This window comes from Bacillus sp. FSL P2-0099, assembly GCF_038007445.1.
Taxonomy (GTDB): Bacteria; Bacillota; Bacilli; order Bacillales; family Bacillaceae_G; genus Bacillus_A; species Bacillus_A mycoides.
This window is the reverse complement of record NZ_JBBOXE010000001.1, coordinates 3,934,978-3,949,458: the sequence shown is the minus strand read 5'-3', so window position 1 is coordinate 3,949,458 and position 14,481 is coordinate 3,934,978. Positions and strand designations below refer to the sequence as shown.

17 protein-coding genes are annotated in these 14,481 nt (G+C 36.2%); 12 read left to right on the top strand and 5 right to left on the bottom strand.

Annotated elements, in window-relative coordinates:
• The first annotated feature begins 51 nt into the window (after window positions 1-51).
• The 3 genes from MKY90_RS20245 (at window position 52) to MKY90_RS20235 (ending at window position 3,070) form a co-directional block, all read left to right on the top strand.
• Window positions 52-1,182 (top strand): N-acetyldiaminopimelate deacetylase, encoded by a 1,131-nt coding sequence (locus MKY90_RS20245; protein ID WP_002033831.1) that lies wholly within the window; start codon window positions 52-54, stop codon window positions 1,180-1,182.
• Between the two features lie 272 nt (window positions 1,183-1,454).
• Window positions 1,455-2,321 carry a hypothetical protein gene (locus MKY90_RS20240; protein WP_002014843.1) on the top strand — a complete coding sequence of 289 codons (867 nt, stop codon included), beginning with the start codon at window positions 1,455-1,457 and terminating at the stop codon, window positions 2,319-2,321.
• 83 nt (window positions 2,322-2,404) lie between these two features.
• Window positions 2,405-3,070 (top strand): potassium channel family protein, encoded by a 666-nt coding sequence (locus MKY90_RS20235; RefSeq protein WP_000504033.1) that lies wholly within the window; start codon window positions 2,405-2,407, stop codon window positions 3,068-3,070.
• A 38-nt stretch (window positions 3,071-3,108) separates the two neighbouring features.
• Here MKY90_RS20235 and rnjA read toward each other — a convergent pair whose 3' ends face one another.
• Both rnjA and MKY90_RS20225 read right to left on the bottom strand, forming a co-directional pair.
• A complete protein-coding gene (rnjA, locus tag MKY90_RS20230) occupies window positions 3,109-4,776 on the bottom strand; it encodes a ribonuclease J1 (protein ID WP_002033834.1) in 1,668 nt (555 codons plus the stop codon).
• A 4-nt stretch (window positions 4,777-4,780) separates the two neighbouring features.
• Window positions 4,781-4,993, bottom strand: a complete 213-nt coding sequence (locus MKY90_RS20225) for a DNA-dependent RNA polymerase subunit epsilon (RefSeq protein ID WP_000576436.1) — start codon at window positions 4,991-4,993, stop codon at window positions 4,781-4,783.
• Window positions 4,994-5,541: 548 nt separating this feature from the next.
• On the opposite strand from MKY90_RS20225, the gene MKY90_RS20220 reads away from it, so the two are divergent.
• On the top strand, window positions 5,542-6,315 hold the full coding sequence (locus MKY90_RS20220) for a Cof-type HAD-IIB family hydrolase (protein WP_002033835.1): 774 nt from the start codon (window positions 5,542-5,544) through the stop codon (window positions 6,313-6,315).
• A gap of 62 nt (window positions 6,316-6,377) precedes the next feature.
• Here MKY90_RS20220 and def read toward each other — a convergent pair whose 3' ends face one another.
• Window positions 6,378-6,932: a peptide deformylase gene (def, locus tag MKY90_RS20215; RefSeq protein ID WP_002014846.1), complete on the bottom strand. Its 555-nt coding sequence runs from the start codon at window positions 6,930-6,932 to the stop codon at window positions 6,378-6,380.
• A 167-nt stretch (window positions 6,933-7,099) separates the two neighbouring features.
• Window positions 7,100-7,249, bottom strand: a complete 150-nt coding sequence (locus MKY90_RS20210; protein ID WP_002014847.1) for a YjcZ family sporulation protein — start codon at window positions 7,247-7,249, stop codon at window positions 7,100-7,102.
• Between the two features lie 513 nt (window positions 7,250-7,762).
• Here MKY90_RS20210 and pdhA point away from each other — a divergent pair.
• From pdhA to MKY90_RS20185, 5 genes are all read left to right on the top strand, one after another.
• A complete protein-coding gene (pdhA, locus tag MKY90_RS20205; protein WP_000536893.1) occupies window positions 7,763-8,878 on the top strand; it encodes a pyruvate dehydrogenase E1 component subunit alpha in 1,116 nt (371 codons plus the stop codon).
• 3 nt (window positions 8,879-8,881) lie between these two features.
• Window positions 8,882-9,859 carry a pyruvate dehydrogenase complex E1 component subunit beta gene (gene pdhB / locus MKY90_RS20200; RefSeq protein WP_002033837.1) on the top strand — a complete coding sequence of 326 codons (978 nt, stop codon included), beginning with the start codon at window positions 8,882-8,884 and terminating at the stop codon, window positions 9,857-9,859.
• A gap of 93 nt (window positions 9,860-9,952) precedes the next feature.
• Window positions 9,953-11,245 carry a pyruvate dehydrogenase complex dihydrolipoyllysine-residue acetyltransferase gene (gene pdhC / locus MKY90_RS20195; RefSeq protein WP_002033838.1) on the top strand — a complete coding sequence of 431 codons (1,293 nt, stop codon included), beginning with the start codon at window positions 9,953-9,955 and terminating at the stop codon, window positions 11,243-11,245.
• A 5-nt stretch (window positions 11,246-11,250) separates the two neighbouring features.
• A complete protein-coding gene (gene lpdA / locus MKY90_RS20190) occupies window positions 11,251-12,663 on the top strand; it encodes a dihydrolipoyl dehydrogenase (RefSeq protein WP_002014851.1) in 1,413 nt (470 codons plus the stop codon).
• A gap of 212 nt (window positions 12,664-12,875) precedes the next feature.
• Window positions 12,876-13,103 (top strand): hypothetical protein, encoded by a 228-nt coding sequence (locus MKY90_RS20185; RefSeq protein WP_002088334.1) that lies wholly within the window; start codon window positions 12,876-12,878, stop codon window positions 13,101-13,103.
• 1 nt (window position 13,104) lies between these two features.
• On the opposite strand, the gene MKY90_RS20180 is transcribed toward MKY90_RS20185, so the two are convergent.
• Window positions 13,105-13,497, bottom strand: a complete 393-nt coding sequence (locus MKY90_RS20180) for a DUF1885 family protein (protein ID WP_002014853.1) — start codon at window positions 13,495-13,497, stop codon at window positions 13,105-13,107.
• A gap of 134 nt (window positions 13,498-13,631) precedes the next feature.
• On the opposite strand from MKY90_RS20180, the gene MKY90_RS20175 reads away from it, so the two are divergent.
• The 3 genes from MKY90_RS20175 to MKY90_RS20165 all read left to right on the top strand — a co-directional run bounded on the left by MKY90_RS20175 (window position 13,632) and on the right by MKY90_RS20165 (window position 14,440).
• On the top strand, window positions 13,632-13,928 hold the full coding sequence (locus MKY90_RS20175) for a DUF3055 domain-containing protein (RefSeq protein WP_000462037.1): 297 nt from the start codon (window positions 13,632-13,634) through the stop codon (window positions 13,926-13,928).
• Between the two features lie 195 nt (window positions 13,929-14,123).
• Window positions 14,124-14,252 (top strand): GapA-binding peptide SR1P, encoded by a 129-nt coding sequence (locus MKY90_RS20170; protein ID WP_000536778.1) that lies wholly within the window; start codon window positions 14,124-14,126, stop codon window positions 14,250-14,252.
• Between the two features lie 59 nt (window positions 14,253-14,311).
• Complete coding sequence (locus MKY90_RS20165; protein ID WP_002146000.1) at window positions 14,312-14,440, top strand: GapA-binding peptide SR1P; 129 nt, start codon at window positions 14,312-14,314, stop codon at window positions 14,438-14,440.
• Window positions 14,441-14,481 lie beyond the last annotated feature (41 nt).

The following is a 14,481-nucleotide window of genomic DNA, read 5'->3' as shown; positions in this document are numbered from 1 at the left end:
GCGTAAGAGCATGAATGTGCTCTTACGCTTTTTATAGATAGAGGTGCAAAAATGACAGTAAGCAAATTTGTCCAAGTTCGTAGAGATTTACATAAAATTCCGGAGATCGGATTTAAAGAGTGGAAAACACAACAGTATATTTTAGATTATATAGGAACGCTTCCTAATGAATATTTGGAAGTGAAAACATGGAAAACAGGTGTAATTGTTAAAGTAAATGGAAAAAATCCAGAAAAAATAATAGGTTATCGTGCAGATATAGACGGTCTACCAATTACAGAGGAAACTGGATATGAATTCTCTTCTGTCCATGAAGGAATGATGCATGCATGTGGACATGATTTGCATGCAACAATCGGTTTAGGACTTCTAACAGCGGCTGTAAGCGAAAGAATAGATGATGATCTTGTGTTTATATTCCAACCAGCTGAAGAAGGTCCAGGTGGTGCACTTCCTATGTTAGAAAGCGATGAGTTAAAAGAATGGAAGCCTAATATGATTCTTGGACTTCATATTGCGCCTGAATACTCTGTGGGAACAATTGCGACAAAAGAAGGTTTATTATTTGCGAATACATCAGAGCTATACGTTGATTTAAAAGGAAAAGGTGGACATGCTGCATATCCGCATACAGCAAATGATATGATTGTTGCAGCGAGTCATCTCGTTACACAACTTCAATCAGTTATTAGTCGTAATGTGAACCCTCTTGACAGTGCGGTAATTACAATTGGGAAAATTACAGGTGGTACAGTTCAAAACATTATCGCAGAAAAGTCTCGTTTAGAAGGAACAATTCGAACGCTATCAGTGGAATCAATGAAACGTGTTAAAAGCCGAATTGAGGCAATTGTTGCGGGAATAGAAGCTTCTTTTCAATGCGAAGCTGTTATTGACTACGGAGCGATGTATCATCAAGTGTATAACCATGAGGAGCTAACGAGAGAGTTTATGCAATTTACACGTGAACAAACGACTATGGACGTAATTACGTGTACGGAGGCAATGACAGGTGAAGACTTTGGTTATATGCTTCGAGAGATACCTGGATTTATGTTTTGGCTTGGAGTAAATTCAGAATATGGTTTACATCATGCGAAATTAAAACCAGACGAAGAGGTTATTGAGAAAGCAATTGTATTTTTAAATCAATATGTGAAGTGGAAGGGAAATAGAAAGTGAACTTACTCGCTAATTGTGCAATAGTTTAGAGTGGGGACTTCTTAGTTCAGAGACGAAAACATCTTTCGTATTCGTTCGTGTTAGACATCTTCATACAAATGAGTAAAGTTAAATTTGACGTCTTAATAATGAGCAGGGGGTTTTTAGCCACTGCTCATTATTAATTATTGCTAATAGGGAAGATAATTATTTAACTACCCTATATATGTTTACTTTTAGTATGAAAAGTGTGTAAAATCAATGTGATACATAGAAAAAGGGTGGGGAATTACGTGCAAATTAGCAGTGCGATTTTATGTTTCGTCTTATATGCATATGTTATTATTGCGGCGGTTTATTTTGGGATAAGTTTTTACGCCTATCGTTTAGCAAATAATAGTGAATATGAAGAAACATACAAATGGGTGAAAAGATATTTGTCACCTGTACTAGAAATTATGAATGGATTTGTTCTTTTTTTATTTATTGGATTAATTGCTTTCTCGACGAGTTTAGTAGGGAATAAGACTACGTTATTTGTACTAGGTATCATTATTTTTATGCTATTAGGAATTCGGATTGGTAATACGGTGTTTTGGAACGAAAGAAAAATAGATGGTTGGACAGGGATGTTTATTCCATGTATGTTAGCTGCAATTGTGACGAATATAGAACATGAATATTATCAATTACATTTTTGGCTTATCATTGTTTTAACAATCCTCTCTGTTTTGTATATAAGTACTGTCGTGCTAACATACATCGCAAATGAAAAAGGAGATGCAAAAGGTGCGCACTTCTTTAGAGGGCGTGCATTATTATGGAGTGTGCCGACGATGGCAGTTATAGGGATTATTGCGATATTAGTAAATGGATATCAATTTACTAATTGGCAATTGTTTTTAGAAACTTGGTGGATCTTCATTGTTTCGCTTGTAGCTTTTTTAGGCGCAACACATTATTTATTCCATCAACATCATTACATATTGGCACTGTTATTCGCATTTACACAACTTTTATTTGCTTTTTTCGGACAAGAAACGCTATTGTTCGTTTTTGAAACATTTAGTTCATTTGGAAATATATTTGTATTTGGTATGTTAATTTTCGGTATCGCGTTTTATTTACAACAGTATTTTTATATGCAAAAACAAAAATAAGAAGTATGTACAGGTTTTTGTAGCGAATTTAAAGTATGTTACAATAAAAGTACATAGTATTTGATGTTATTGGAGGAATTCCTGTGGGCGAAAAAGAGAAAGAATTTGCTGTTATTGGGCTTGGCCGTTTTGGTGGAAGTATTTGCCGTGAATTAGCTCAATTAGGTATGGAAGTAATGGCAATTGACTCAGATGAGGATAAAATTAATGAGTTTGCAAATATAGCTTCGCATGCTGTAATTGCAGATTCAACAGATGAGATGGTATTAAAAAGTCTTGGTATTCGTAATTTTGATCATGTAGTCGTTGCTATTGGAGATAATTTGAATTCAAGTATTTTAACAACGTTAATTTTGAAAGAATTAGGTGTGAAAAATATTACTGTAAAAGCTCAAAATGACTATCATGAAAAAGTGTTAAGTAAAATAGGGGCAGATCATATTGTGCATCCAGAACGAGATATGGGAAAAAGGATTGCTAATAATATCGCATCAAGTAATGTGTTAGATTACCTAGAGCTTTCAGATGAGCATAGTATTGTAGAGATTATCGCAAATAAAAAAATTGATGGGCACTCTTTAATTGAATTAGATATTCGTGCGAAGTTTGGTTTGAACATTGTAGCAATTAAACGTGGAAAAGAAGTTATCGTATCTCCTCGAGCTACAGAAAACGTTCAGGCGGGAGATATATTAATTGTAATTGGTCATGACGATGAAGTAGATCGTTTTAAGCATTTTTTAAGATAAGAGAAAAGGACAATGCCGAGGAGGCATTGTCCTTTTTCTTATATTTCCATAATGATTGGTAAAATCATTGGACGACGTTTCGTTTTTTCGTATAGGAATGGTGCTAATGTGTCTGTAATCTCATTTTTAATTTCAGACCATTGTGTTGTTTTTCGCTCCATTACTTTTTCTAAATGTGTTGTAATTAATGTTTGAGCATCGTTGATTAAATCGCTGCTTTCACGCATATAAACGAAACCACGCGAGATGATATCAGGTCCTGCTGCAACTTTAAATTCTTTCATATCAATGCTTACAACTACAATAACAAGTCCTTCTTCAGAAAGAATGCGACGATCACGTAATACGATATTACCGATATCTCCAATACCATTTCCATCGATATAGACAGAGCCAGATGGGATTTTCCCAGCTACGCTTGCTTCATCAGAACGTAAAGCAAGAACATCTCCATTATCCATAATGAAACAATTTTCTTCTGGAATACCACAATCATTCGCTAATTTCATATGCATACGTTGCATACGATATTCACCATGAATTGGCATGAAATATTTCGGCTTAATAAGACGTAGCATTAACTTTTGTTCTTCTTGTCCACCGTGTCCACTCGTATGAATATTTGAGAGTTTACCATGGATTACATCAGCACCAGCGCGGTACAACATGTTAATTGTACGACTTACACTAATTGTATTGCCTGGGATTGGTGAAGAAGAGAAAACAACTGTATCGCCAGGGATAATTTGAATTTGACGATGTGTACCATTGGCAATACGTGAAAGTGCTGCCATCGGCTCCCCTTGACTACCTGTACATAACATAACAACTTTATTAGCTGGTAGGCGGTTTAGCTGAGCTGTGTCTATGAATGTATCCTTTGGACACCGGATATAACCAAGGTTTTGTCCGATTTCAATAGCTGCTTCCATACTTCGACCGAATACAGCTACTTTACGATTGTTTTCAACAGCAGCCTCAACAACTTGTTGTAAGCGATGGATATTCGATGCAAAGGTTGCGAATATAATACGACCGTCTACTTTGCGGAATATATCTTGAATACTATCACCAACGCGGCGCTCAGACATCGTAAAGTTTGGCACTTCACTGTTTGTACTATCAGATAAGAGACAAAGTACACCGTCTTTTCCGATTTCGGCCATTTTTGTTAAATCTGCTGGCTCACCTACTGGTGTGAAATCAAATTTGAAATCACCTGTATGAACGACTTGTCCTTGAGGTGTTTTCACAACAACTCCGTATGAATCCGGAATACTGTGAGTTGTACGGAAGAAGGAAACAGATGTCTTTTTAAATTTAATAACATCATCTTCTTGAATTTCATAAAGTTTTGCTTTACGAAGTAATCCGTGCTCTTCTAATTTGTTTTTTATTAGGGCAATTGCTAATTTTCCGCCGTAAATTGGAATGTTTACTTGACGTAATAGATAAGGAATTCCACCGATATGATCTTCGTGACCATGTGTAATGAATAATCCTTTAATTTTATCTTCGTTTCGCACAAAATAAGTGTAATCTGGTATTACATAATCGATCCCGAGGAGTTCGTCTTCTGGAAATTTAATTCCAGCATCAATTATAATAATTTCATCTTGAAATTGAACAGCATATGTATTTTTACCGATTTCACCAAGACCACCGAGGGCAAAAACGGCAGCTTGATCATTTTTTAGGAATTTCATATGACTATACGATCTCCGCTAATATTAAATCAGCGTTTTGTTTTTCATATTCAAGATGAGCACCAGTAACAGACTGAACGAACTCGATATTATATGCGAACTTATTTAATTTTTTACGAACATCCTTTTGAGACGTAGCCTCTAAATATAAAACTTTTGTATTTTCACGTACTGGAACCTCAGTTAATTTTTCTTGATAAAATACTTTAAAAATCATTTGGAAAACCTCTCCTTGTCTATGTTTTGCATTATCTGTTACTTATTATAAAGCAAACAGTCACGATTTTCATGTTTTTTCGAATGAGAATGAAGAAAAAGCCCGAAATGGGCACAATTTAAGCGATTGTCTTCTTACGGACTAAATCGTTTAAATAACGCTTGAGCTTTTTCTTCAGCTTCTTCAGCATGATTACTCCTTCCTTTCCTTATTTAAAACATGCATATTACTAATGATAACTCTGTCTCCCATACAAGAAAGAAGATTAGAAGTGAATAGTGAATCTTGTTCTTTTTAGTATAGTGTAAGTTATCTTGTAGTAACGATTAGTAGCCGTTAGTTATAGATATAGTATGAGGAAGAATAGAAAAGAAAATTCATCCGAACAAGTATCCACATTTTTTCACTAATAGTATATGCACATTTCATAAATAAGGTCAGAAAGTGAACGCTTTCTTCACAGATGTTTAATATGTTATACTTTTTTTTGAAATTTGAAAAGTGATAATCAAAATAGGAATATAGAGTGCCAGAAAGGATTTTGACAAATGAATGATAAAATTGTCTTTTTTGATATTGATGGAACATTATTAGATCATGATAAGAAAATTCCGCAATCTACAAGAGATGCAGTAAGAGATTTACAAGAAAAAGGTGTGCATGTAGCGATTGCGACAGGGCGTGCGCCATTTATGTTTGAAGATATTCGTGAGGAACTCAATATACATAATTATGTTAGTTTTAACGGGCAGTATGTTGTATTTGAGGATGAGGTATTATTTAATAATCCATTACATCCTGATGCTCTACATAAGTTTACTCAGTTTGCAAAACAAGAAGGATATCCACTTGTATATCTTGACCATCAAGAAATGAGAGCGTCAGTGGAATATCATGATTATGTAAAAGAAGGTTTTGGAAGCTTACAATTCGATCATCCGGCATATGAACCTGATTTTTATGAGAAACGCGATATTTATCAAACGCTTCTTTTTTGTGAAGTAAACGAAGAAGAAAAGTTTATTCATCATTATCCAGATTTTCATTTTATACGCTGGCATGCATATTCAATGGATATTATCCCTAATGGTGGTTCTAAGGCAAAAGGGATTGAGAAGTTTATTGAGAAAATAGGATTTAATCGTGAACAAGTATATGCATTTGGGGACGGATTAAATGATTTAGAAATGATTGAAGCAGTAGGAACGGGCATTGTGATGGGGAATGGTCATGAAGATTTGAAAAAACTTGCTAATTATGTGACAAAAGATGTTAATGAAGACGGTATTTATCACGGATTAAAGTGGGCTGGCTTGTTATAAGTAAGTGTGGAACCCATTTCATATAATAAAAAGGCGGAAGGTTAACTTCCGCCTTTTTATTATTATCGCTCGAGAGGTTTTGAATCATCGGGAGCCACAAATGGATTGTCTTTATTAATATGGTCATAGAACATAACACCGTTTAAATGGTCGATTTCATGTTGGAATACAATTGCTGGTAAACCTTTTAATCGCAGTTTTACGTCTTCACCGTTAATCGTTGTTGCCTTTACTGTAATTCTCGTGTAACGAGGGACATAACCAGGTACTTCACGGTCTACAGATAGACAGCCTTCACCATTTTGTAAATATGTACGTTCAACAGAATGACTAATGATTTTTGGGTTAAATAATGCGTAGCTATATAACGTATCGTTCGTATCAGTTACATGAACCGCAATCATTTTCTTTGAAATACCGATTTGCGGAGCCGCTAATCCGATTCCGGGGCGTAAATTATATTTTTCAGCCATTTCAGGGTCCTGGCTATTTATTACAAATTCAATCATTTCTTTAAGAGTATTTGTATCTTCCTCGCTAGCAGGTAAGGAGACCTCTTCTGCGACGTCGCGCAAAATAGGATTTCCTTCACGAATTACCTCATTCATTGTAAGCATATGTAATCTCTCCTTTCTCCTTTAGTCTACCAAAGGAGATAAAAAAAGTCATCGGCAAGTAAGGAAGAGCTACTTGGAAACAAATCTTCTACAGATAAGTTATGTAATAAAAAGAAAAGACGGCAAAGCCGTCTGTTTCTTTCCATAGTTGTTTCATTTTACATTAATTAGCGAATGCAAGCAGCACCAACGATAATTAAAAGGATAAACAACACAACGATTAAGGCGAAGCCGCTTCCAGATCCGCCACAAGAACCGCCATAACCGTAGGAAGGATATGAACAAGTTGTTGGATAGCAATATGAGTATCCGTACATGAGATGACCTCCTTTATCATTTCCCGCTAATACTGCGGTTACTATAATGTATGGAGGAATGATCAGAAATGTATAGGTATTTACCTATAAAAGGAAGAAGTGTTTGTATAATTTTCTTGAGAAGAGAGAAAAACTAAGGAGAATTAAATCGTTTACATATTATTCTAAGAGAAAAAATAAGTTAAAAAGGGAATAATATAACAGCGGGTTATTGCTTACTAATACAGATGTGAAAAATAAAAACACGTTTGTGTAGAGGAAACCGGCATATTATTTATAAAAAAACGTATTCAAAGTAATTGACATCGTAATTAGAATAGTTGTAAACTAAAAAACGTGATCAAGATTGTATTAATATGTTTTTGAAAAAACATTAGTACAGATTGTTAGGTACACAAAATTATTCTCAACCGACAAACAAATTTGTTGGTTTACATTGTTGCGCTTTCAGTCTAGCTAATAGATAGTGAAAGCGTTTCAGAATATGGTTCAAGAGAGGAAGAGGTGAACGGAATGGGTACTAAAACAAAAAAGACCCTATTTAATGTTGATGAGCAAATGAAAGCTATCGCAGCTCAATTTGAAACATTACAAATTTTAAATGAAAAAGGCGAAGTTGTGAATGAAGCAGCTATGCCTGAATTATCTGATGATCAATTAAAAGAATTAATGCGCCGTATGGTGTATACTCGCGTACTAGATCAACGTTCTATTTCTTTAAACCGTCAAGGACGTTTAGGTTTCTACGCACCAACTGCTGGACAAGAGGCTTCTCAATTAGCAAGTCATTTCGCACTTGAAGCAGAAGATTTCATCTTACCAGGATATCGTGACGTTCCACAATTAGTGTGGCACGGTCTACCATTATACCAAGCATTCTTATTCTCTCGTGGACATTTCATGGGTAACCAAATGCCTGAGAATGTAAATGCACTTGCTCCACAAATCATTATCGGTGCGCAAATCATCCAAACTGCTGGTGTTGCGTTAGGTATGAAATTACGTGGTAAAAAATCTGTTGCAATTACTTACACTGGTGACGGTGGTGCTTCACAAGGTGACTTCTACGAAGGTATGAACTTTGCGGGTGCATTCAAAGCTCCAGCAATCTTCGTTGTACAAAACAACCGTTATGCAATCTCTACTCCAGTAGAAAAGCAATCTGCAGCTAAAACTGTAGCACAAAAAGCAGTAGCAGCAGGTATTTACGGAATTCAAGTAGACGGTATGGATCCATTAGCTGTATACGCAGCAACTGCTTTCGCTCGTGAGCGCGCAGTAAATGGCGAAGGTCCTACTTTAATCGAGACTTTAACATTCCGTTATGGTCCACATACAATGGCTGGTGATGACCCAACTCGTTACCGTACAAAAGATATCGAAAACGAATGGGAACAAAAAGATCCAATCGTACGCTTCCGTGCATTCTTAGAAAACAAAGGCCTATGGTCTCAAGAAGTTGAAGAGAAAGTTATCGAAGAAGCAAAAGAAGATATCAAACAAGCAATTGCTAAGGCTGACCAAGCTCCAAAACAAAAAGTTACTGATTTAATGGAAATCATGTACGAAAAAATGCCTTACAACTTAGCTGAACAATATGAAATTTACAAAGAAAAGGAGTCGAAGTAAGCCATGGCTCAAATGACAATGATTCAAGCAATCACTGATGCTTTACGCGTTGAAATGAAAAATGATCCTAACGTACTTGTGTTTGGTGAAGACGTTGGTGTAAACGGCGGAGTATTCCGTGCTACTGAAGGTTTACAAGCTGAATTCGGTGAAGATCGTGTAATGGATACTCCACTTGCAGAGTCTGGTATTGGTGGACTTGCAGTTGGACTTGCACTTGAAGGCTTCCGTCCAGTTCCAGAAATCCAATTCTTCGGTTTCATTTTTGAAGTAATGGATTCAGTTTCTGGTCAATTAGCTCGTATGCGTTACCGTTCTGGTGGACGTTGGACTGCTCCAGTAACAATTCGTTCTCCATTCGGTGGTGGTGTTCATACTCCTGAACTACATGCTGATAGCTTAGAAGGATTAGTGGCACAACAACCTGGTCTAAAAGTTGTTATTCCATCTACTCCATACGATGCAAAAGGTCTTTTAATCTCTGCGATTCGTGACAACGATCCAGTTATCTACTTAGAGCATATGAAATTGTACCGTTCATTCCGTCAAGATGTACCAGAAGGTGATTACACAATTGATTTAGGCAAAGCTGACATCAAACGTGAAGGTACAGATGTATCTGTTATCGCTTATGGTGCTATGGTTCATGCTGCATTAAAAGCTGCTGAAGAACTTGAAAAAGAAGGTATCTCTTTAGAGGTTGTTGACTTACGTACAGTTCAACCATTAGATATCGAAACAATCATCGCTTCTGTTGAAAAAACAGGCCGCGTAGTTGTAGTTCAAGAAGCTCAAAAACAAGCTGGTATTGCAGCTAACGTTGTAGCGGAAATTAACGACCGTGCAATCTTAAACTTAGAAGCTCCAGTTGTACGTGTTGCAGCTGCTGATACAGTATTCCCATTCTCTCAAGCTGAGAGCGTATGGTTACCAAACCATAAAGATATTGTTGAAGCTGTTAACAAAGTAATGAACTTCTAATTTTTAGTTTTTCATGTGCAAAAGAAATCAGCACATGCTGGTTTCTTTTGTACATATTCCATAATAATGAAATGAATCAGGGGGCTGAATTCCGTGGCATTTGAATTTAAACTACCAGATATCGGTGAAGGTATCCACGAAGGTGAAATCGTAAAATGGTTTATTAAACCAGGCGATGAAGTAAATGAAGATGATGTACTTCTTGAAGTACAAAATGATAAAGCAGTAGTGGAAATCCCTTCTCCTGTTAAAGGTAAAGTACTTGAAGTACTTGTAGAAGAAGGAACAGTTGCAATTGTAGGAGATACATTAATTAAATTTGATGCTCCTGGATACGAAAACCTTAAATTTAAAGGTGACGATCATGATGAAGCTCCAAAAGCTGAAGAAGCAGCAGTAGAAGCTCCAGCAGCGGAAACTACTCCAGCAGCAACTGCAGAAGTAGTAAATGAGCGTGTAATCGCTATGCCATCTGTTCGTAAATATGCTCGTGAAAAAGGTGTAGATATTCATAAAGTAGCTGGTTCTGGTAAGAACGGCCGTGTTGTGAAAACTGACATCGATGCATTTGCAAATGGTGGACAAACTGTAGCAGCAACTGAGGCTCCAGCAGCAGTAGAAGCTACTCCAGCAGCAGCAGCGAAAGAAGAAGCACCAAAAGCACAACCAATCCCAGCTGGTGAATATCCAGAAACTCGTGAGAAAATGAGTGGTATCCGTAAAGCGATTGCGAAAGCAATGGTTAACTCTAAGCATACAGCTCCTCACGTAACATTAATGGATGAAGTAGATGTAACAGAACTTGTTGCTCACCGTAAGAAGTTCAAAGCTGTTGCAGCTGACAAAGGTATTAAATTAACTTACCTTCCATACGTTGTAAAAGCTTTAACATCTGCATTACGTGAATTCCCAATGTTGAATACTGCTTTAGACGATGCTTCTCAAGAAATCGTTCATAAACATTACTTCAACATCGGTATCGCAGCTGATACAGACAAAGGTCTATTAGTACCAGTTGTTAAAGATACAGATCGTAAATCTATCTTTACTATTTCTAACGAGATCAATGAACTTGCTGGTAAAGCACGTGATGGTCGTTTAGCTCCAACTGAAATGAAAGGTGCTTCTTGCACAATTACAAACATTGGTTCTGCAGGTGGACAATGGTTCACTCCAGTTATCAATCACCCAGAAGTAGCAATCCTTGGTATCGGCCGTATCGCTGAGAAACCAGTTGTGAAAAACGGTGAAATCGTTGCAGCTCCAGTATTAGCATTATCTCTAAGCTTTGACCATCGTTTAATTGACGGCGCAACTGCTCAAAAAGCATTAAACCAAATTAAACGTCTATTGAATGACCCACAATTATTAGTAATGGAGGCGTAATAACAATGGTAGTAGGAGATTTCCCAATTGAATTAGATACAGTCGTTGTTGGTGCAGGTCCTGGTGGATACGTTGCGGCAATTCGTGCAGCACAATTAGGTCAAAAGGTAGCGATTATTGAAAAATCTAACCTTGGTGGCGTATGCTTAAACGTTGGATGTATTCCTTCAAAAGCGTTAATCAATGCAGGTCATCGTTATGAGAATGCAATGCATTCTGATGACATGGGTATCACTGCAGAGAACGTAAAAGTTGACTTTACAAAAGTTCAAGAATGGAAAAACGGCGTAGTTAAGAAATTAACTGGCGGTGTTGAAGGCCTTCTTAAAGGTAACAAAGTTGAAATCATTCGCGGTGAAGCTTACTTCGTAGATGCTAACACATTACGCGTAATGACTGAAGATGCAGCACAAACTTATACGTTTAAAAATGCTGTTCTTGCAACTGGTTCTACACCAATCGAAATTCCAGGATTCAAATACTCTAAACGTGTTATCAACTCTACAGGCGCTTTAAGCTTACCTGAAATTCCTAAAAAACTTGTTGTAATCGGCGGCGGTTACATCGGTATGGAATTAGGTACTGCATATGCTAACTTCGGTACAGAAGTTACTGTAGTAGAAGCTGGCGACGAAATCTTAGCTGGTTTCGAAAAAGCTATGAGCTCTGTTGTTAAACGTGCTCTACAGAAAAAAGGTAACGTAAATATCCATACAAAAGCTATGGCTAAAGGCGTTGAAGAAACAGAAACTGGCGTAAAAGTTAGCTTTGAAGTTAACGGTGAAATCCAAACTGTAGAAGCAGATTACGTATTAGTAACTGTAGGTCGTCGTCCAAACACTCAAGAAATCGGTCTTGAGCAAGTTGGAATTAAAATGACTGACCGTGGCATTATCGAAATTGATGAGCAATGCCGTACAAATATTTCAAACATCTATGCAATCGGTGATATCGTTCCTGGACCACCATTAGCTCACAAAGCTTCTTACGAAGGTAAAGTAGCTGTTGAAGTAATTAGTGGTCATGCATCAGCAATCGATTACATCGGAATTCCTGCAGTATGCTTCACTGATCCAGAATTAGCATCTGTTGGTTACACTAAGAAACAAGCTGAAGAAGCAGGAATGACAGTAGCTGTATCTAAGTTCCCATTCGCTGCAAACGGTCGTGCGTTATCATTAAACAGCACTGACGGTTTCTTACAACTTGTAACGCGTAAAGAAGATGGTCTTCTTGTAGGTGCACAAGTTGCAGGTGCAGGTGCTTCTGATATTATCTCTGAGATTGGTTTAGCTATCGAAGCTGGAATGACAGCTGAAGATATCGCTCAAACAATCCATGCTCACCCAACATTAGGTGAAATCACAATGGAAGCAGCTGAAGTTGCTCTTGGAATGCCAATTCACATTGTAAAATAATTTAAGTAATGTAAATACCCCATCTCTTATTTAAAGAGATGGGGTATTTTTATTTTCATAAAATGACTTGCAAGGTCTTTATATGTACTTGTCGAATGAATATATAATACTTTAAATGAACCGTTAGCATATATGCCGTTATATAATATGTAATTGATTCAAACTTAATCCCATATATTAATAAAATAGAGCATGTCAAAGGAGAAGGTTCCATGAGAATATTACATGTTATATTTTATCATTTTCTATTATGGAGTGGTTTTTCCATTGTATTAACATTATCGAATGGTGATAAGTTTCATTATAAAGTAATTCTCTTTTTCGTATTTCTTTATTTGGCATATGTGATTGCATGTTTTGTATTACACGTAAGAAAGCAGGCATTATTCCTTACGTGTTCAAATTGCATACTTTTTTTAATCATATTCTCTATTTTTTAAATTAACGTTTATAGAAATACATTGTTCTTCCATTAAATAGTTGTAACTCTCCTTCTAATTTCTTCGCTAGAAAACGGCTAAATTCATTTGCTTTTCCTTTATCACCAAATGTTGCTGTAGTAGGCAAAGAAACCTGAATAAAAGATTGTTCCTTTTCTATTCCAATCCCAACATAAATAGAATCATATCGATCGTGACTCGATTGGAGTTTTAATGTTGTTGCTGATGTATCTAATATTTCATAAGGAAAAGCTGTATTTGTATAAGCATAATTAATTTGATCACCAGTCTTGGAAGTAACGGTTTTATAGTTATGAAAAAGGTGTTTAACATCTTCTATTGAAACAGATTGTTGATTGGATTTAGGTACAAGTGTGATAAAGGCGTGTTGCATACAAATTCCTCCTTAGCTTAGTAGAATAATATCATTCTACATCCTACTGAATTTTTTGACAATTAAAAGGAGTATTACTTTTTTTGTTTAATATATTAATGAGTAGGAAGTGTTATTTAGAAAGGTGGAAACTCATGTTTGAAAAATTGTATGATGAGCATGAAAGTGTGAAGGTACGATTTTTAGGATTTATGACGCATGATACACGTTATGATTTTGGAGTTATTTATACAAATATGTTTTTTGGAAAGCCACTTATTGTTTGTATGCAAACAGGGAGATCTACTTTGCTTGGGAGAGATGATGTAGAAAATGTTCCATATATACAGGAAACTTTTAAGTTAGGATCGGAAGAGGAGGCGGAGGAGTTAGCTCAGTTTTTTAAATTTCTTGTTCCGTCTACTTCTTTGCATGCGGAGTATGAAGAATAATTAACAAGAAACAGTCGTACGTATGAGATATGGCTGTTTTTTTGTGTTAATATCGCATACTAATTTAATTTTAAAATATTTAATGTGTTATACTAAAAACCTATTGACGTAAAAAGTATAACATATTAAAATAAAGACAGAAAGTTAAGCGGTTACAAAAGTTTTTGGGATTATAAACTTAGGGGGAAATGAAAAATGGGAACAATCGTATGTCAAGATTGTGAAGGTACAATTGCACACTTCGAGGATGAGAAAGTAACGGTACTTTACGGGAAATGTGGATCTTGCGGATGTGATCACACAGAACATACAAAAGCCCAATAATTGATAGGAAATTGACAGCTAAAAGTTTTTAGGACCATAAACTTAGGGGGAAATGAAAAATGGGAACAATCGTATGCCAAGTTTGTGAAGGAACAATCGGACATTTTGAAGATGAGAAAACGACAGTACTTTATGGGAAATGTGGTTCCAATTGTGACTGTGCTAGTAGAGAAAATGCGAAAGCTTAATCATATATAAGTAGATTATTCTTTAAACTCAGGGGGAAATG